This is a genomic window from Pseudobdellovibrionaceae bacterium, from assembly GCA_019637875.1.
Classification (GTDB): Bacteria; Bdellovibrionota; Bdellovibrionia; order Bdellovibrionales; family Bdellovibrionaceae; genus JAHBUW01.
The window spans coordinates 117,683-135,254 of sequence record JAHBUW010000011.1 but is presented as its reverse complement, the minus strand read 5'-3'; the positions used below and the strand labels follow the sequence as shown (position 1 = coordinate 135,254).

The 17,572-nt window shown below is 58.6% G+C and carries 19 protein-coding genes; 6 read left to right on the top strand and 13 right to left on the bottom strand.

The window, feature by feature from the left end; genetic code table 11:
• Positions 1-81: 81 nt before the first annotated feature.
• The gene (locus KF767_14230) at positions 82-609 is read right to left on the bottom strand and encodes a flagellar basal body-associated FliL family protein (protein MBX3019041.1); all 528 of its coding nucleotides are present in this window, start codon (positions 607-609) and stop codon (positions 82-84) included.
• 166 nt (positions 610-775) lie between these two features.
• Here KF767_14230 and KF767_14225 point away from each other — a divergent pair, with 166 nt between their 5' ends.
• Positions 776-1,825 carry a L,D-transpeptidase family protein gene (locus KF767_14225; GenBank protein ID MBX3019040.1) on the top strand — a complete coding sequence of 350 codons (1,050 nt, stop codon included), beginning with the start codon at positions 776-778 and terminating at the stop codon, positions 1,823-1,825.
• A gap of 168 nt (positions 1,826-1,993) precedes the next feature.
• Here the strand turns inward: KF767_14225 and KF767_14220 are convergent, their stop codons facing one another.
• The 6 genes from KF767_14220 to KF767_14195 all read right to left on the bottom strand — a co-directional run bounded on the left by KF767_14220 (position 1,994) and on the right by KF767_14195 (position 6,967).
• Entirely contained in the window at positions 1,994-2,179 is a 186-nt protein-coding gene (locus KF767_14220) for a hypothetical protein (protein MBX3019039.1), read from the bottom strand.
• Positions 2,180-2,260: 81 nt separating this feature from the next.
• On the bottom strand, positions 2,261-3,007 hold the full coding sequence (locus KF767_14215) for a rhomboid family intramembrane serine protease (GenBank protein MBX3019038.1): 747 nt from the start codon (positions 3,005-3,007) through the stop codon (positions 2,261-2,263).
• Positions 3,008-3,254: 247 nt separating this feature from the next.
• Complete coding sequence (locus KF767_14210) at positions 3,255-3,920, bottom strand: HIT domain-containing protein (GenBank protein MBX3019037.1); 666 nt, start codon at positions 3,918-3,920, stop codon at positions 3,255-3,257.
• Positions 3,920-4,855 (bottom strand): signal peptide peptidase SppA, encoded by a 936-nt coding sequence (gene sppA, locus KF767_14205; GenBank protein ID MBX3019036.1) that lies wholly within the window; start codon positions 4,853-4,855, stop codon positions 3,920-3,922. Before sppA ends, KF767_14210 begins: the two co-directional genes overlap by 1 nt.
• Before the next feature lie 171 nt (positions 4,856-5,026).
• Complete coding sequence (locus KF767_14200) at positions 5,027-6,340, bottom strand: hypothetical protein (GenBank protein MBX3019035.1); 1,314 nt, start codon at positions 6,338-6,340, stop codon at positions 5,027-5,029.
• A 123-nt stretch (positions 6,341-6,463) separates the two neighbouring features.
• Positions 6,464-6,967: a hypothetical protein gene (locus tag KF767_14195; protein ID MBX3019034.1), complete on the bottom strand. Its 504-nt coding sequence runs from the start codon at positions 6,965-6,967 to the stop codon at positions 6,464-6,466.
• A 243-nt stretch (positions 6,968-7,210) separates the two neighbouring features.
• Between KF767_14195 and KF767_14190 the strand changes: the two genes are divergently transcribed.
• On the top strand, positions 7,211-7,726 hold the full coding sequence (locus tag KF767_14190) for a hypothetical protein (protein MBX3019033.1): 516 nt from the start codon (positions 7,211-7,213) through the stop codon (positions 7,724-7,726).
• A 244-nt stretch (positions 7,727-7,970) separates the two neighbouring features.
• Here KF767_14190 and KF767_14185 read toward each other — a convergent pair whose 3' ends face one another.
• The gene (locus KF767_14185) at positions 7,971-8,549 is read right to left on the bottom strand and encodes a hypothetical protein (protein MBX3019032.1); all 579 of its coding nucleotides are present in this window, start codon (positions 8,547-8,549) and stop codon (positions 7,971-7,973) included.
• A 105-nt stretch (positions 8,550-8,654) separates the two neighbouring features.
• Complete coding sequence (locus KF767_14180) at positions 8,655-10,457, bottom strand: 30S ribosomal protein S1 (GenBank protein MBX3019031.1); 1,803 nt, start codon at positions 10,455-10,457, stop codon at positions 8,655-8,657.
• A 620-nt stretch (positions 10,458-11,077) separates the two neighbouring features.
• On the opposite strand from KF767_14180, the gene KF767_14175 reads away from it, so the two are divergent.
• On the top strand, positions 11,078-11,215 hold the full coding sequence (locus KF767_14175) for a L,D-transpeptidase (GenBank protein ID MBX3019030.1): 138 nt from the start codon (positions 11,078-11,080) through the stop codon (positions 11,213-11,215).
• Between the two features lie 11 nt (positions 11,216-11,226).
• Here the strand turns inward: KF767_14175 and KF767_14170 are convergent, their stop codons facing one another.
• Entirely contained in the window at positions 11,227-11,604 is a 378-nt protein-coding gene (locus KF767_14170; GenBank protein MBX3019029.1) for a response regulator, read from the bottom strand.
• A gap of 202 nt (positions 11,605-11,806) precedes the next feature.
• Between KF767_14170 and KF767_14165 the strand changes: the two genes are divergently transcribed.
• The gene (locus KF767_14165; protein MBX3019028.1) at positions 11,807-13,408 is read left to right on the top strand and encodes a hypothetical protein; all 1,602 of its coding nucleotides are present in this window, start codon (positions 11,807-11,809) and stop codon (positions 13,406-13,408) included.
• A gap of 2 nt (positions 13,409-13,410) precedes the next feature.
• Here KF767_14165 and KF767_14160 read toward each other — a convergent pair whose 3' ends face one another.
• The 3 genes from KF767_14160 to KF767_14150 all read right to left on the bottom strand — a co-directional run bounded on the left by KF767_14160 (position 13,411) and on the right by KF767_14150 (position 15,416).
• Positions 13,411-14,313, bottom strand: a complete 903-nt coding sequence (locus KF767_14160; GenBank protein ID MBX3019027.1) for a hypothetical protein — start codon at positions 14,311-14,313, stop codon at positions 13,411-13,413.
• 170 nt (positions 14,314-14,483) lie between these two features.
• The gene (locus tag KF767_14155; protein MBX3019026.1) at positions 14,484-14,867 is read right to left on the bottom strand and encodes a hypothetical protein; all 384 of its coding nucleotides are present in this window, start codon (positions 14,865-14,867) and stop codon (positions 14,484-14,486) included.
• A gap of 90 nt (positions 14,868-14,957) precedes the next feature.
• Positions 14,958-15,416 (bottom strand): hypothetical protein, encoded by a 459-nt coding sequence (locus tag KF767_14150; protein MBX3019025.1) that lies wholly within the window; start codon positions 15,414-15,416, stop codon positions 14,958-14,960.
• Between the two features lie 237 nt (positions 15,417-15,653).
• On the opposite strand from KF767_14150, the gene KF767_14145 reads away from it, so the two are divergent.
• Complete coding sequence (locus KF767_14145; GenBank protein ID MBX3019024.1) at positions 15,654-16,292, top strand: hypothetical protein; 639 nt, start codon at positions 15,654-15,656, stop codon at positions 16,290-16,292.
• Positions 16,289-17,533, top strand: a complete 1,245-nt coding sequence (locus tag KF767_14140) for a hypothetical protein (GenBank protein ID MBX3019023.1) — start codon at positions 16,289-16,291, stop codon at positions 17,531-17,533. Before KF767_14145 ends, KF767_14140 begins: the two co-directional genes overlap by 4 nt.
• Positions 17,534-17,572 lie beyond the last annotated feature (39 nt).

The window sequence follows — 17,572 nt, the reverse complement described above, 5'->3', positions numbered from 1 at the left end:
CAAAGGCAACGACGTGGGAACGACTGGACGAAGGGTTACTGGACGAAACTTCGCGTCCTACTGGATGAACTATTGCGTCCCTTACTGGACGACAAACTCCGAAAAATAAACGGCTTTCACGATGCCTTGGTCCAGAATGGAGTTCAGGTCGCTCGCGATGCGGTCTTTCAGGAAGAGTTTGCCTTGGATGGATTCGATATCGGTGAAGGACTGACGACCCAGCAGGTCGGTGACCGAGTCCCGCACTTTCGCGCGACGGTCGTTCTCCATGATCTCGGAAAAGCCGATCGGATTCAGAAGCTCCACGTTCACCTCGATGCGCACCATCCGTTTCGGTTCGCCATTGAGGTTCACGGTGATCTTGTCCATGGTGTAAATGAGCGGCTCTTCAGGCGTCGCCTCTTGGGCTTCGCTGGCCAGTTTGCGGATCTGCTGCAGTTCTGCTTCACGCACTTGCGGCGGAACGAAACCCAAGGTCGCCGCGTAGGTCAGATACAACCCGCCACCGACCGTGCCCAAATTGGCGACAAGGAGAAGCGCGGTCATCAGCATTTTGACCGGGAAGGGTTTCTTCGGTTTATCGCCGCCCTGTTCTGCTGCTGCCGCCATTGCGTCCTCCGGGAACTTCTCCCTAGTCCCTCTATCGGCGTTCTGGACGAAGGCCTGAAGAAAACCCGCCCCGCTTGTGAAATTCGTGCCTCATGACGAAACCCGTCAATACTTTCAACGAAAACCCCTAGATTCTCGCGAAGGATCTTGGGAAAATCAGGGGGTCATGACGATCAACGAACTCAAGTCCGCAAAGGCCGTGGTCTGGGCTGTGGGCGCTCTTTTATGGGCGGCCCCGCTGGCGCACGCCGAGGCTCCGCCCGCTCCGGGCGACGCCGTCCCCGTCACCGAGCCCGCTCTTTTTCCCGAGGGTCTGATCGCGATCAGTCCGCGGACGGAGTTTTCGAAAAACATCTTCCTGGTCGATCAAGCGCGCCGCATTCTGCGCGTGTATCAATACGAGAACGGCCTTCCCCGCTTGGTGCAGGAGTATCCGTCGGATCTCGGTAAACGCGCCGGCGAAAAACGCCGCGAAAACGATCACCGCACCCCCGTCGGCATTTACTTCCTTGAGCAGAAAAAAGCGCAGCCGGAAATTCCGTTCAGCCTGTACGGCTCGCTCGCGTTCACGACGGATTACCCGAACATCTTCGACAAACGCGAAGCCAAAACCGGCTCGGGCATTTGGTTGCACGCGGTTCCGGATGACGTCCCCTTGACCCGCGGTTCGCGGGGCTGCGTCGTCGTGCGCAACAACGTGATCAAACAGCTCGCGCCCTTCGTCCATCTGAAGCAAACGCCGCTCGTGATCTACGACTCAATGAAGGAAGTCAGCCTCGCCGAATACCAAAAGCAGCGGACGAAGTACCTGGAGTTCGTCGAAACCTGGCGTCACTCTTGGGAAAACGAAGACATCGAAACCTATATCAAGTTCTACGATCCGACCTTCTTCAATGCGGACATGAACTACGCGCAGTGGTATGCGCACAAGAAACGCCTGAAGGGTTTCTACAAATCGATCGAAGTGCAGTTTTCGGAGCCTTTGATTCTGCGCAATCGCGACATGGTCGTGATCCGTATGCTTCAGCACTACAAATCCGATCGGCACGAGGACTTCGGCGAAAAAACCATCCACGCCCACTACTCGGAGCAAACCGGCTTCCGCATCGTGCGCGAAGACTGGAAACGGATGAAAGTCCCCGCCGACTGGGCCCCCACCCGCACGGCCCAACGCTCGCTTTCGAACGTCGACCCCGCCAAAGCCATCGGCGACTGAGTGCACGTCACCGCTTCACGGTCGACGCGAGTTGCACGTCGCTGGTTACACGTCACGGCTTCGCCGTCGACGCATTCAACAGCTCTAAAAACAAAAAAGCCTTTCCGTCGTTCGGAAAGGCTTTTTGCGTTTCGTAGAATACGTCGACGGCAGAGCCGTGACGTGTGCCTAATTCAGAATGTCGCTGCTGTCGCTGGTCTCGTCGAGTTCGATCTTCTCGGCTTGGGCGCTCAGATCAGGAAGGCTCGCCAGGTGCTTTTCGTATTCTTCTTTGGTGATGATGCCGCGGCTCAGGTTCCAATCGATCATGCGCGAATCAAATTTAATCAGTTCATCTTGGCGGGATTTAGCCATCTCTTGCTCCTCGTTCAAAAGACCCAAACTAAACTAAAATGAGGGAAAGGGAAAGCAATTTGCCGCTCGGCATAAAGTCGGTCAATTCCAGTACTTGGGACCATTCTTATTGGAATCGTCGTCGGGCTTGTTGTTGACCACCAAACGCAGGTTCCGCGTTTTGGTCTTTTTCTGGTTCCAACCGCGACGTTGCCACATCGTCCAACCGATCAAAATCGCATAGCCCGCAATGAGTCCACCCAAGTGCGCAAGGTTCGCCACCTGTCCGCCCGCAGGTCCACTGGTCATCAGCGAAACGACCTCGATCCCACCCAGAATCATGACGAAATATTTCGCCTTCATCGGGAAGAGCATCATGAAATGCATCACACGTTCGCCAAACAAAATCCCGTAGGCCAAGAGCAGCCCAAAGATCGCGCCCGACGCCCCCACCACGGGAATCGCCGCGTACTGCTGATTTTTAGTGAGACCCGAATAGATCAAAATCCCCATGGTGTAGATCACGGCCGCGCCAAAACCCGAACCGACGTAGAAACTCACGAAGAAGCGACGTCCCCAACGCTGTTCCAGCTCCGAGCCGATCATCCACAACATCAAAAGATTGAACACGATATGCATGATCGACGAGGTCGAATGCAGGAACATGTACGTGAACAGCTGCCAAACAAAACCGTTCTCGTAGACCAGACCGGGCACGAGCGAAAGGTACGGCGAGATCGGCAATCCCAAAACCTGTTCGAACAGAAACTGCCCGATCAGCCACATTCCGACGTTGAGTCCGATCAGGACCTTAAGCGTTGTCGAAAAAGGGGGAACGTTCACGCGCATCTGATTCATAGAGCCTATCCCAAAACCAGGTGGGGGTTGAACAGGTTCAAAACAGCCTCGAGCGAGGCGCATCCGGTGAAGGACTGGCCAAAGCCAATTCGAGCCGGATGTAACGACGGGCGGGGCTGTTTTGAAACTGCCCTGCGGGTCGAATGGAAAAGGGCCACCTGACGGCGTCGCTCCTTCGCGCCATAGCTATGGCTATGACTTGTCGTCGCTCCTTGCATCTGTCCCTTTTCCATTCGATTCAACCCCCACCTGGTTTTGGGATAGGCTCTAGGCCTAAATTCTGGAACGACATCCGCAAACGGTCAAAGCTGCTTTCCAGATTCTCGATCACGACCTTCGTCTCGGCGATGAGCGGGAAGAAATTCAGGTCCCCGGCCCAACGCGGAACGATGTGGTAATGCAGGTGCTCGGGAATCCCGGCCCCCGAGACCTTGCCGTGGTTCATACCCAGGTTGAAACCCGCCGGTTGGTAGGCGCCCTCGACGACCCGCGCGGCCAAGCGTACGAGGTTCATGAGGTCGAAATACTCTTCGTCCTGAAGGTCGAAGATCTGCCCCACATGCCGCTTCGGCACGACCAGGATGTGTCCCGAGTTGTAAGGAAATTTATTGAGGACGACCATCGAGTGTTTGCTTTGGTAAACGCACAAGGTCTCGAACTTCGGTTCGGTCTCGGCGCAGCGACAAAACACGCACCCCACTTCGGGCACGAGTTTGCGGACGTACTGCAGGCGCTCGGGACGGAAAAGAACGTTTCTTTCCATGGGCCAGCGCTCGCCCGCAACCTGCAGGAAGTCCGGCGTGGTTTTACGGCTCGCGCTTTTTTTGGCCGCGCCCGCGGCGCGACGGCTGACTTTTTTGACCGTCTTCTTGACCGTCTTTTTCGCCGCCCGCTTCTTCGCCATCAAAGGACTCCGGGCATCAGGAAGAGCGGACGGTTCGTCAGCTCGGTCCGCAAAATCTTTTTCATCGCCGAATCGATCGCTTGTTCGAACTGCACGCCGCGATCGTCGTCGCCGCCGGTGATCATGTCGAAGAAGCTCGGACGACGGCGCGGCGGCTCCATGACGTCGTATTTGCCCTCTTTCAAACCGGCCATTTCGGCGGCCATCTTGAAGGCGTCTTCGCGTGTGCCGATCTCGTCGACCAGCCCCAGCTCTTTCGCCTGACGACCGGTGAACACACGGCCGTCCGCAACGGCGCGGGCATCTTCGGTTTTTAAATTGCGGCCGGTGGCCACGGCTTCGACGAACTGCTCAAGCACGTCGTTCACCAAACTTTGGAAAACGTCGCGCTCATCGTCGCGCATCTGCCGGTACTCGGCGCCCGAGTCTTTGTATTTTCCGGTCGTGATCGAGTAGCGCGAAACCTTCGCCCAGTTGTAAAGGCCTTCCAGATTCGTGAACTCCATGATCACGCCGATCGAGCCGACGAGGGTTCCGGGTTGCACGATGATTTTATCGGCGGCGACCGCCGCGTAGAACGCGCCCGAAGCCATGAGCCCCGTCGACACCGCGACGATGGGTTTTTTCAGATCGGTGCGCACGCGTTTGATCTCTTCGTAGATCTCTTGCGAGGGGCCCACCACGCCGCCGGGCGAATTGATCTCGATGACGATGGCTTTCACCTTGTCGTCTTCTTTGTACTCGATCAAAGGTTCCAGAAATTTACGGCCGTCCATGATCACGCCGTCGATCTTCAGGTGCAAAATTTTATCGCCGCCGCCACTGACGCTAGCGAAACTGCTTTTGGAAGAGCGCCCCCCGAAAATCGAAGTGGAGGTCGTGTACAGCAGCACGGCCCAAAGGCCGCCGAAAAACACGAGCAGGACGAGCAACATTAGCCATGGATTCTTCTTCGGCTCTTTGGACATGCGGGGAGTTCTCCTTACCGTGAAGGAGTTTAGGGCGCTTCGCCCCCCGAGGCTAGAATTGCTCGATCACTGCGGCGCGCCGCCGCGACTATAATTGCGGCGCGCCGCCGCCCAAAATAGCGGCGGTCCCGGCCCGACTTAACGGTTAATCCGCTCCGCGCCGTAGTATTGCGAGGCCCGCTGCGGGCACTGCCACTGCGATTTCACCATGACCGCGCCGACGCCCCAACGGGCGAGCGGCGAGTGCTCGGGCTCGCTGATGGACAAAGCCTTCGTCGTCAGGAACCCGTCGGTGATCTGGTTCAGATCCACGAATTGACCGGGCATGATCTCGAAACGGTAGCTCGCGTAAAGTTTTTTGAGCGCGATGTTCACGTTCGTCGCGCCTTTCGAACGCACGTAACGGGTCGCCGCGGGCGCCAGGTACATGAGCTCCTGCTGAATACGGGTATCGCGCGACGGCGTCGAGTAGTTGTCATAATCCGACTCGGTCATGCAACCGCGACCGCCGTAACGACTCTGGTAAACGCGCCAGCCGTCCTGCACGATCTTGATCCGATCATTCACGCCGCCCAGGATGTTGCCGATGACGGCGTTGAGCTCTTCCGTGGGATTGATCGTGCGACCCGCACCGCTTCCTTTGATGCGCTCACGAACCGCCGCCGTCCAGTTCTGCATCTGACGTTGCAGCGCCGAGCGTCCGCCGTCGCCGTTATCGGGAAGTTCGGCGAAGGTCTTCCAGTTGCCCAAACGGAACTGCTCCAGGCTTCCGTGCAGACGCGTTTCCAAAGCCTGCGTGCCGGTGTTCGGCCACTTCCAGGCGCGGTAACCCGAATTCACGTTGAAGGGCGTAAAGACGTAGCCGTTACGCGCGTTCAAGTTGCGCACGGCCGCGGGAACAGTCGAGCTAATGTAGGTCACGAGGCCGCTCGGCCCCACGTTCTGCACGTAGAACACATGCGCCGACGCGTAGACCTTCGGTCCTTCGCCTTTCTTCGGCATGTGCAGGAACATCGCGCCCGGACGGACGCTGTTGCGGTTGATGGCGATCGGGTAAGTCTCGCGCAGCAGCGTCGAGGTATCGGTCGCCCAGCGCAGATCGCTCATGAACTTCTTCAAACGCGGAAGTCCCGCTTCGAGGTGATCGTAATTGTTCGTGGTGTTGGAAAGGTCCTTCTTTTCCCAGTTTTCGAAGTCGACCGGCAGGCCGTTTTCGTAAGCGAAGATGGTGCGCAGCACGTACGCCGCGTCCGCGCAGTCGGTGGAAATTCCCGAATAAGGCGTGCCCGGACGGCTGAAGAAATCCAGCGGCAATTCATTGATGAACTTCGCGAACTCTTTTTCTTTCTGCTCGCTCCACTGCGCACGCGTGGTCCAAACGGCAGCGTTGGCCGCGGTCCCGACCGTCATCATCACTCCGAATGCGAGCCAAGCCATCTTCTTCGCGAACATCGAAACCTCCAGAACTTAAACCTTGAACCTCAAAGCCAGACGCTAGAAACCCTGGGTCGCGCAAGCGACCTTTAGTAGCCTGTCGCGCAAGCGACCTTTAGTAGCCCGTCGCGCAAGCGACCTCTAGTAGCCCGTCGCGCAAGCGACGGGAGTCGTGATCCGTTGCCCTTCCACCAGCGAAACGGGACGGCCGTCCCGCCCGACGCGCATCATGAGCGACTGGTGAATACGGCAATTCATCAAACGCGCAAAACCGCGATGACCGAAGCCATCGTGACGATAGCCGAAAGAGTCGTAGCCATAACCTTGCGCGGAGATCTCGACCGGAATCCGCTGCACCGAACCCGGAAGGGGGCCTCCCAAATCCGCCGGCAAAACGGTGGTGGGCTCCACGATCCGCACGCCGATGTCGCTGACGTTCTCGACCGAGCGTTCGAACGCCGCTCGCGCGTAGCGCTCGGCCCAGGCGTCCACTTGACGTTGGAGGGCCTGGCGGCGCTGCGAATCGCGCACGATTCCCGAATTCTGGGCCAGCGCATGCGCCCCCACAAAAACGGCGGGGATCGCGATCAGAAGCGCGAGCAAGCTGATCAGCCGCCCGGCACCGGGCTGACGAGAACGGGCCATGGAAACCTCCAAAGAACCGCGGCTCGCCGGCACGGGCGACCATCGGTCCCGGCGAGGACATGGCAATCCCGAAGCCAAAGAAAACGCCCGCGAGCACGAAAGAGCGGCGTGCTCGCGAGCAGCCCTACCCACCCGGGACGCCCTGAAACGTCCCTCGGCTAAGCCTTAGACAGAAACCCCGGGGGTGGATGCGCCCCGGGACGGTGGCGGGCTTTGCAATCTCTGCCTGTCGCCGAGGTTGACATGTTTTTTCGTGCGGCCCACCTGCTGAGCTCCCTTCCCGCGATGACGTTCGCGGTGCTCCTCTTTACGGGGCTGGCACCCCAGAACCTCTGGGCCGAAGCCCGTTGCGCGGTCATCCACGAACCCCTGACCGACCTCATCCAAGGCCGCCGCCCCCCTACCCTCGATGAAGCCCTACGTATCGTGGGCGACGAACTCGCTCCGAAGCAGGTCCGCCGCGCGCTCGAGCACGTCTTAAAAATGCCGAATGTTTACGAGGCCCGCGTGCAGGCCCTGGAGCAGCTCTTCCAAGCCATCCGTCAATTGCAGTACTTCACCTGGAAGTTCGAAAAGTTCACCGGCCCCGACCGGGAAGTGGGCTACGTCGGCGATCAGGGCTATTTCGTTTTACTGAAACGCGACGGTCGCATTCTGAAAGGAATGTTCCGCCTGGAGCGCGATCTCAACGACTACGGAGAGTGGAACGGTCACGCCGACGAGATCGTCGAGGTTCGCCCGGCGGCGACCAACCCCTGAGTGCGGACGTCTGACTTCCGTATCGGAAGCGTTACTCGATAGAAACTGCCCCCTTATCGTGTTGCAAAACTCATTTCGGTAGAAGCTAAAAGCCTTCTGATTTCGGTTGGATGGGACCTCCGCAGCGCCTGGATGGCGTAAGATTCTGCGGCGAGGCCAGGAGGGCCGTGTCCCAGCCAAGCGAAATCAGAAGGTTTTTAGGTTCGCGACGGGATCGAGTTGCAACACGATAAGGGGGCAGTTTCTACTCGATACCGAATCGGCTTTTCACCGCGCGGACCTGCTCCAAATCGACGCTGAAAACCTCGGCGTCCATGGGACGCACGAGCTGCGGCCAATCCAAAACTTCGATCCCCTGTGACGGCAAGCCGAGTTTGCGGATCACGCCCAGCGGCCCCGCGTTCTGCACGGGAATCTTGAACAGCACCCGCTTCACCTGATGATCCAGTAGAAAACGTTCGGCCGCCTTCACGCCCGAGACCGTCCCGATCCCGCGCGCGCGGTCCGTGGGTTTGAAGAAGTGCGCGTGCATGCAGATCGATTCGCCGGGAACGTAGTGCGTGCTCGAATGCATTCCGATCCGCTCGCCTTGGTAAAAGACCGTATAGGATTTCGGCGGCAGACCTTTCGCGGCGAGATCCGCCAGTCCCTTCTCGTACAGACCCACGAAGCTCGCCTCGTCACCGAAGGCGTCTTTCTTAAGACCGATGGACTCGATGAACCCGGGCGGCGACCGGAAGAAATAATCGCAGAGCGCGGGCACATCCGCCATCGTCAGAAAACGGACTTCAACATCGCGGGGATTCACTTTCAGAGGGGTCATCAGGGCCTCCTGCAGATTCAGGTTAGCGCGACATCCGTCCCACGCCAAAAAAAAACGGCGGCCGTTTCCGGTCGCCGTTTTCCAAGATCACTCTATCGCTAGAGATTATTCTTCTTTTTTAGTCGAAGTCGCGCCCTTCAGCTGATCTGCGAACAGATCACCGAAGCTGGTCTTCGCCGAAGAAGTCGCCTTCTTCGCGTAGTCCTCGACATCGCCTTTTTGCTCACGGAGCTTCACCAGCTTCGACGACAGACCGATCTTACGAGCGTCTTTGTCGATCGAGATGACTTCCGCTTTCAGGACATCGCCCGCTTTGCAGAATTCCGAAGGAGCGTTCACACGGTCCGTCGAAAGTTCCGAAACGTGGATCAGACCTTCGATATCGCTTTCCAGCTCAACGAACACACCGAAGTCCGCGATCTTAGTGACCTTCACTTCATGCTGTGTGCCGACGCCGTATTTCGATTCGATGTTCGACCAGGGATCGTTCTCGAGCTGTTTCAAGCCGAGCGAGAAACGCTCTTGCTCGATATCCACGCCCAAGACCACCGCACGGACCTGTTGACCTTTGGTGAACATTTCCGAGGGATGGTTAACACGCTTGGTCCACGAGAAATCCGAGATGTGAACCAGACCGTCGATACCGTCTTCCACGCCAACGAAGATCCCGAAGTCCGTGATCGATTTGATCTCGCCTTCGATGATCGTTCCGGGCTGGTACGATTCTTTGATCTCGATCCAGGGATTCGCCATCAGTTGTTTCATACCCAACGAGATACGGCGGTTCTCGGTGTCGACTTCCAAAACTTGGACGTCCACTTCGTCGCCGACGTTCAGGATCTGCGAGGGATGCTTCACGCGCTTCGTCCAGCTCATTTCCGAAACGTGGATCAGGCCTTCAACGCCTTCAGCCAGTTCGACGAATGCGCCGTATTCCGCCAACGAAACGACTTTGCCCTTCAGCTTCGCGCCGACGGGGAAAGCTTGTTTCACGGTTTCCCACGGATCAGGCTGCAGTTGCTTCAAGCCCAAAGAGACGCGCTCTTTTTCGTTGTCGAACTTCAGGACCTTCACTTGGATTTCGTCGCCCACATTGATGATTTCCGAAGGGTGCTTCACGCGGCCCCACGACATATCGGTGATGTGGAGAAGACCGTCCATGCCGCCGAGGTCGATGAACGCACCGTAATCGGTGATGTTCTTCACGACGCCCGTGACTTGCGATCCTTCTTTGATTTGATCCAGAGTCTGGGTGCGGAGCGACTCGCGCTCTTCCTCAAGCAACGCGCGACGCGAGAGAACGATGTTTCCGCGCTTCTTGTTGAACTTGATGACTTTGAATTTGTACTTCTTGCCGATGAACTGGTCCATGTTGCGAACGGGACGCAGATCGATCTGCGAACCGGGCAAAAACGCCGTGACACCGATATCGACCGACAGACCGCCTTTGACTTTGGCGATGACGGTTCCTTCGATGACTTCTTCGTTCTCGGCCGCTTTGGAAATGTCGTTCCAAGCTTTCATCATGTCGGCTTTGTTCTTCGACAGACCGATCATTCCGTTTTCGTTCTCGATCCGATCGATGAGAACTTCGACTTTGTCGCCCGGGTTTACGGCACGGACGCCATCGACGATGCGGAATTCGTTGATCGGCACAAGGCCTTCGGATTTGTAATTGATGTCGACGAGCACGTAGTCGGTTTGAACTTCGACGACGGTGCCGGTGACGATATCACCCGCTTTAAAATCTTGCTCTTTCATCGACTCGCTGAACAGCGTTTCGAAGTCGTTTTTGAGCGACGATTTAGTTTCAATTCCAGGATTTTGGGCGACATCGGAGTCAGCCTGATCCAGCAAGGCCAAAACCTTTGCTTTTTCCTGCTGAGCTTTTGAGAGTTGACGACTCATATACAAAAAGAACCTCCTTGAGGACTCTGAACTTGTTGGTGGATTCGGGTGTATTGACCACACCGTTTTGTGAATCCGGGTCCAGTGTCCGTGGTGAACGAACGGGGCAAATTCCCCAACCCTGTCTTCCTGAAAGTTCAATTCCCACGGGTCGTTATTCGTGAGTGAAGCCTTCTCTTGGACAAGATGTGCCGATCATTTAGAGGGCTCATGAAGCGTCTGTCAAAGGGATTAAAATCCGCTCTGGCGGCCCGGTCCCGGGACTTCCTCAGGGGAAGATCAAGACGAGCGCCCCACGAGGGATATTCCGCCCGAAAAACAGGCAATCCCTCTCTCGGCCCGCCCTTTGCTCTTTTGCTCCGAACACGCGAACTGCGCGAATCTCTTGGCTTTGAAGGAGTTTTCTTTGTGAAAAACACAGACTCGTCCATGTCTCCGACATCTCCGGCCCGCGTCCTCTTCTGGGCGTTCGCCATGTTCGCGCTCCCGCTCGCCTTCGTTCTGGGCTTCGCCCAAGCGGCCCAGGCGAAGCCCACCTTCACGCGTTACGCGGAGGCTTATCGTTACGCTCCCGGCACGATCGTGATCCATGCGAAGTCCTTCACGGAACCGCGTCGGCCATGCGCTCGAGCATCGGCTCGTTCGCCTCTTACGGCTGCATTCGGATGTTGAACGAGGATATCGAGGATCTTTACGCGCGTGTGTCGATCGGTCAGCCCGTCGTCATGCGCGACGACCGGACGCCGCGCGGCCGTTAAACTCCGGCCGACTAAATCAGCTTCATCAAGATATCGACGAGCTCGGTCATGGTGAAGGGCTTCTGCAGGATACGCGCGATCCGCAGATCGCGGACCATCTCGGTGGTGACGTCGCTGAATCCCGAGCAGACCAGGATTTGCGGGCGGCGGTGGGGCAGCTCATCGCACAAACGCTGGATCAGACGGAGTCCGTCGCCATCGGGCATCCGCACATCGGTCAAAAGAACATCGAAGTCTTCGGCCTTCAGTTTTTCGAAAGCCTTGTTGCCGCTTGGAGCCTCGCTGACCACGCAGCCTTTTTGCTGCAAAAGTTCAACGACCACCTCGCGAAGCATTTCTTCGTCGTCGACCACCAGAATTCGCACGCCTTGAAGTGATGACCTGCGCATGGCTACCTCTTGTCTGACTTTTCGGCATTTGCCAAAGGTCGAGTTGATTCGAGACGAAGTCTTCTCAAACCTCATGAAATCCAAACGTCTGCCGGTGGTGATTCGGGCATTTTAGGAAAGTGTCTCGAACCGACACGCCATTTGCGGGCGATGTCAGACGCGGTCTTCACGGAAAAGCGCAAACTGGTTTCAAGGGGGAAACATGAAAACCAAACTCACCGGACTCATCTTGATCGCGCTGCTGCAAGCGGCCTGCGCTCCCGGCTTCGATCTGCGGGAAGACCTCCGTTTAGAAAACGCCACGCGCCTTGCCCAAGGCACGAACTTCAGCCGCGCACTCGAATCCGCCCCCGCCCGTCTGCAAGCCATGGCGGCCCCTCTGCAAAACAATCTGAGCCAAGCCTCGGCGCAGGCCCCCGCGGGCTGCACCCCGGCCCTTCCCGTCAACGGCAGCACCGCGCAGGCGATCAACGCCGCCCTCAAAGCCGGTGCGAAAGCCATCTGCGCGGAAGCGGGACGTTTGGACGAAGCGGTGACGATCACGGACGGCGTGAGCCTCTTCCTTGGCGCCGGCGAGTATGAACAGTCCGCGACCCTCACGTTGCAAGGAAACCGCGTGGCCCTCGTCGGCGCGACGGCCTTCGGGACGATCCTGAAGATGAGCGCCCCGGGACCGCAGGTTCAGATCGGCGACTTCGTCGACTACTACCGCGTCGCGAATCTTTCGCTGATCCGCACGCACGGCGACCTCGCCGTCGGCGACAACGGCGTGCGCACCGGAAAGTCGAACAACAACGGCGTCATCGAAGCGCTCTGGATCGAAAAACAGTTCGACGGACTTTACCTGGGCGTGACGGCCTATTCCCAAATCCGCGACATCAGCGTGAACGAGTGCGCGCGCCACGGGCTCGTCTTCACGAACCTCCAGCACCCCGGCCCCACCCAGTACTACATGCGCGATCTGCTTTTCACCCGCAACGACGGCTTCGCCATCTACGCCAGCCCCGACAGCGGTCAGATGTCGGTCGGAAACTGGGACGGGATCTACACCTTCCACAACAAACGTGGCGGCGTCGTCTTGGCGACCGCGAACGGCCACAAAGTGGAAAGCCTGCGCATGACGAATTCGTTCTTCGGGAACGACGGATACGCGGGCGGGGGCGCGGAGATCGCGATCCACGGCGGCAGCCTGCACGCGATCTCGAATACGTTCATCGAGATGTCGGGCTTCAGCGGTCTGGACTTCAACACGATCGCGAACGACACCCCCGGCATCTACCTCGCCGCGGGCGTGAACACCGTGAACATGTCGAATCTGATGGTGGTCAATTCCAGCGGCCCGGGTGTTCTGAGCGCCGCGCAGAACGTGCTGATCAGCGCGTCGACCTTCGCAAATAACGGCCACCGCGGCCGCGACGACCGCAACCGTTCGGGCATCCACAACATCGGCGGCGGGACCATGACCCTGACCGGCAACCAGTTCCCGGCCATCGGCGCGGAACAACGGGTCGCGATCTTTAATGACGGCGCGGCGGGCTCGATCATCGAATCGGGCAATCGCATCGACACCAGCGGCGGCATGATCGCCCAAGGCAATGCCAGTGCCCCCGTGGCGCCGACCCCGCCGCCTTCCGCTCCCGCGAGTTTCATCCGGACGCAGTTCGACCTCTATCTGCCGGGCTGCTGGACGGCCGAAAAGGAATCGATCTGGCAAACGTGGTTCAACAACGGCGGGACGCAGGCCGACTTCATCTGGACGCTGCAGAACGTGGCGACGACGAATCCGTCTTGCTTGGTTCGTTAATGCTAGTGCAAAGGCACCGAGCGCGCCGGGCCTTCGTAGATCTCGATCCACGTCATGTATTTGCGCATATCGCGGATGTAGATGTTCCGGTCCGGGGTCGCGGTGCCGTTCAGGAGCTGACGTTTCGAACCGAAGTAGATGTACGGCAGATAGTCCGCGTAAGAATCCGGCGTCACGAACGTCAGGTGATTCAGCGTCACGCGGCGTTTGAGCTCGGCGAGCGCTTCGATCAAATACCCCATGGTCGCGAGCGCGGCGTTTTCGGGAATGTAAAGATCCTCGTGCTTCACCCCGAAGGTCGCGGCGATTTTTTCCGGGACGATCTTGATCTGCGTCGGGCCGCGGCTGTTCAACTCGGGATCACGATCGGAGCCTTCCAGGTAGATCTGCACGACTTTGATGAGGTAAATCGCCCACTGCGCGTTTTCCTTCACGCGGTAACGGGGGCTTTGGAAGAACTCGGACTCGCGGCCCAAGATCCCCACCGCCATCTGCGCGAGCAGATTGTACTCCTGCGGATCCGAGCCGTACAGACGAAGCAGGTCATCCCGTTTGGTCTCGAGCGCGCGGATGAAGGCGTAGACCTTCGCGGTCTCGATCTCACGCTCTTTCGGTAGAATGAAGATCGGGCACGTCGTGCACTTCGACTTCTGACCTTCCCAACGCCACTCTTGGTAGCCGTGGGACTTCAGTTCCTCGCGCGAGGTTTTCAGATACTCATCGTAAGTCGGGCCGCCCGTGCGGACCATGATGGGCATGCCGTAGGGCGTATGGAAGACCTGCACGGGCTCGCGGAAGGGATGCTCCTGCACGCCGTGGGCGGAGGACGCCGCGATCCACACGAGACCGGCGCCCAGCAAGGGGCGCAGCACGGAGCTCAAATGTCGGCGCAGCGAGACGAACACGCGGACCTCCAGGCATGGACGTCTTCCAATTCCGGTGCCAGCGAGGTCGGTTATAGACGCCGATGAAAACGCAAAAACCCCCACGGGAGATCGAAATTTCCCGAAGGGGGTCGCTTCGTCGAAAAGTTCGACGTTCACCTGCGGCTCAAGCTCAACCAGAGGCGTAGAGCTTAGCGGAGCCAGAACCGGTGTTCGCGCGGGATGAAGCCCCGCTCGCAGGCCTGACGGGCTTTTCCGTCGAGTGCCATGAAGCACGATTTGTCTTCCTTCAGGACCTCGCACCAGCCGCGGTCTTCACCGTCGAAGGCCATGAAGCAGGATTTGTTCTCTTTGTAGGCTTCGCAGAATGCGCGGGTCTTGCCGTCGAACGCCATGAAACAAGATTTGTTCTCGGTGCAGACTTGGCAGAACGCGCGCTCTTGTCCGTCGTACTCCATGAAGCACGAACGGTTCGAGTCACGGTTTTCAAAATGACGGCAGACACCCTCGAAACCGCGACGGGCCTCGGCCACGGTCGCGGACAATATCAAAAGCACGAGCAAAACGGACTTCACCGGATTCTCCCTCACCAATTGGTTTGAACCCGGTGGTTTTAACGGACAAAGCTCGTCACTTTCCAGTGTCGGTATTTTGTACGGTGGAAATTACTGAAGGCCGCCCTGATCTTCACCGGAATGGATTTCGATCTGCGAAAGGTCCGAATCCATCGGCAGACGTTCCGTGCGTTCGAAGGACTCGTCGGTCCGGTGATCGCCCTGTGCGGGTTCACACACGGGATTTTGCGGAGCCTCCAGCGAATCGAAAGTCACGAAGGCCGCCCCGCGAGGACGCGACGTGGCTTGGGAAATCCGACCGGTGCCGATTTCATAAAAGAAAAGACGCTTCATCTGGCCATGCTGGCCGAGGTCCACGAAGTAGAGACGTTTTTGACCGGGGATCTTCAGCGCCCGCTCGAGATCCGCTTTCGCGATCCCGGTTTCGCAGGCCCAAACGCGCAGTCTCCGCAACGACTCCGCGGAGCGTTCCGACGTTCCCGCGTAGGCGGCCGAAATCAACACGACGGGCAGCAAAGAAACGATCAAGGCCCAGTTCAGATATTTCATGGCGAAGTCTCCTCGAAGGAAGGGAACAGCAAGCCCCGGACCCCGCGCCGACAACGACCGCGCTCCCCACGTCCCGGAATGAAACGTCGCCCTCCCGACGGACAATTTCCGCGCGGCCCCTGACACCTGCGTGCGGGCTTGACGGTCGGCGCCGGTTTCCGTCGCCCCCACGTCCCTTCCCGCTCAGAATGAACCCAGCGGCCCCCCGTAGGCACCGGGTTTTCAATAGCCGTGATCATGACGTTCTTTCGGCACTTCCAGCTGGCCCTCTCGCTTTGCCTCGTCGCCCTGATGTTGACGCCCGAGCTGCACGCCCGCCCCTTGCGCGCGAAGGCCCATAAACGTCAGGTCAACTCTTTGCGGACGCCCCAAACCCAGCTGCTGACAAGCCCGAAACCCAAACCCGCCCCCGAACGCCACTGGGCCCTGCACGCGGAGCTTTTCGGACGCGGCGGCTACTATTCATTGAATACCGAGTACAGCCCCCGGCGCGAGTTCGCGTTCGGCGCCGGTTTTTCGTACCAAAGCATCGGCGCGATGGGCGTCACCGCCGACGTCATCACGCTGCCGCTCTTCGCGAATTACTACGTGACCACTCAGCCCGTTCACCGCGCCTTCGTCACGGGCGGCGTCACCATCCTTTCGATTCAAGGCCGTTCCGAGGATATCTCGATGAAAGCCGAAGCCGGCGGTCAAGAGGCGAACCTTCTGGTGCGCGGAATGGATCTGGTCTCGGCGACCTTGCCGATCCCGAACTTCGGCGGCGGTTACGAATTCGCCCAACGCGGCGGATTTCTTTTCCGCGGCCAGGCCCTTCTTCTTTATACCGGACAGATCACCCCTTCGGTCGGCCTGAACGTGGGGTACCGCTTTTGAGAAAAGTGATTCTTCTTCTTTTGCCGCTGTTTCTTTTGCTGGGCGATCTCGCTTTCGCGCAGAACGTCCGTCTGCGGAAAGAGGCGCCCTCGAAGAAATCGAAGGCCGCGCGCGCGAAACGTTATGAAGTCGCGCCCCACCACGCCCGCACTTATAAGACGCCGACGCGGCTGACCCGCGACGCCCATCGCATCGAAGTGCCCGACGAGTTCGGCGGCACCCATACGAACGACCGTGTCGCCGTCGGCGGCGCCCACGTTGAATCCGATCTGCATCACCTTCACCAGAAACCGAGCGTACGCCGCTCCCGCAAACATGCCCGCGAAGCCTCGCGCCTCGATGCGCTCGTGCGCGCGTCCGCGAAGCCGGCTCCCCGCCGTCTCTCGAAAAATACGAAACGCCCGCGCCCCGCACCGGTCGTCGCGGCGTACGACTCGATTCCGTCCTCCACGCCCGTTCGCAGTTACGAGACGTCGACACCGGTGCGAACCTACGAATCGGACTTTTCACTGCGCACGACGGTGGCCAGCGAAACGATCGAGCGTCGTCTGGACCGCGGGGACCTGTTCCACGCCCACGGCACCGAATCCGCACGGACCTTGCGTCCTTGGCAGTTCTCGTACTCCCGCATCGCCGGCACGGATTCCATCGAGGGCCTCTTTCTGCTCAACTCGGTCAACGTCGGTGTGTTCGACGGCATCCAGGTCGGCACGAATCCCTTCCTGTACACGCTCGACAACTCCTTCAACTTTTCGGCGAAGGTCGGCTTCTACAACTCCGAGCCGTGGGCGTTCGCCCTCGGCTACTCGCATTTGACGTTCTCGCTATCCGGCTTTCTGCCCCTGCGCTTTCACCAGAACGGGCTGTCGGTCATCGGGAACTATTTCTTGAATGATGAGTGGGCGTTCTCGTACCTCGCGCAGATGAATCACAACTACGGGGCGCTCGAGAACTCGGATTTCGAACACGAGCAGCTTTCGCCGATCTCGCACTACGCGGACGTGCAGTACCGCTTCGCGCCCCATTGGTATTCGACGTTCGGGCTTTCGCTGTCGCCCGGTAAAGCGTCCGCCGAACGGATCGCCTCGATGCAGACCGATCCGCTCACGGTGGGCTTCGGCGCAAGTTTGACGTGGAAATATCCGAAGTCGTGGCTCTTCTTCTACCCTTCCGTCGGCGCGCACTACTATCCTTCGTACGCGACCAGTAGCTTCCTGATCTCGGCCTACTTCCATCCCTAAAATTGTGGATTTTTAATGGAGTCAATGCCTCTACCGAGC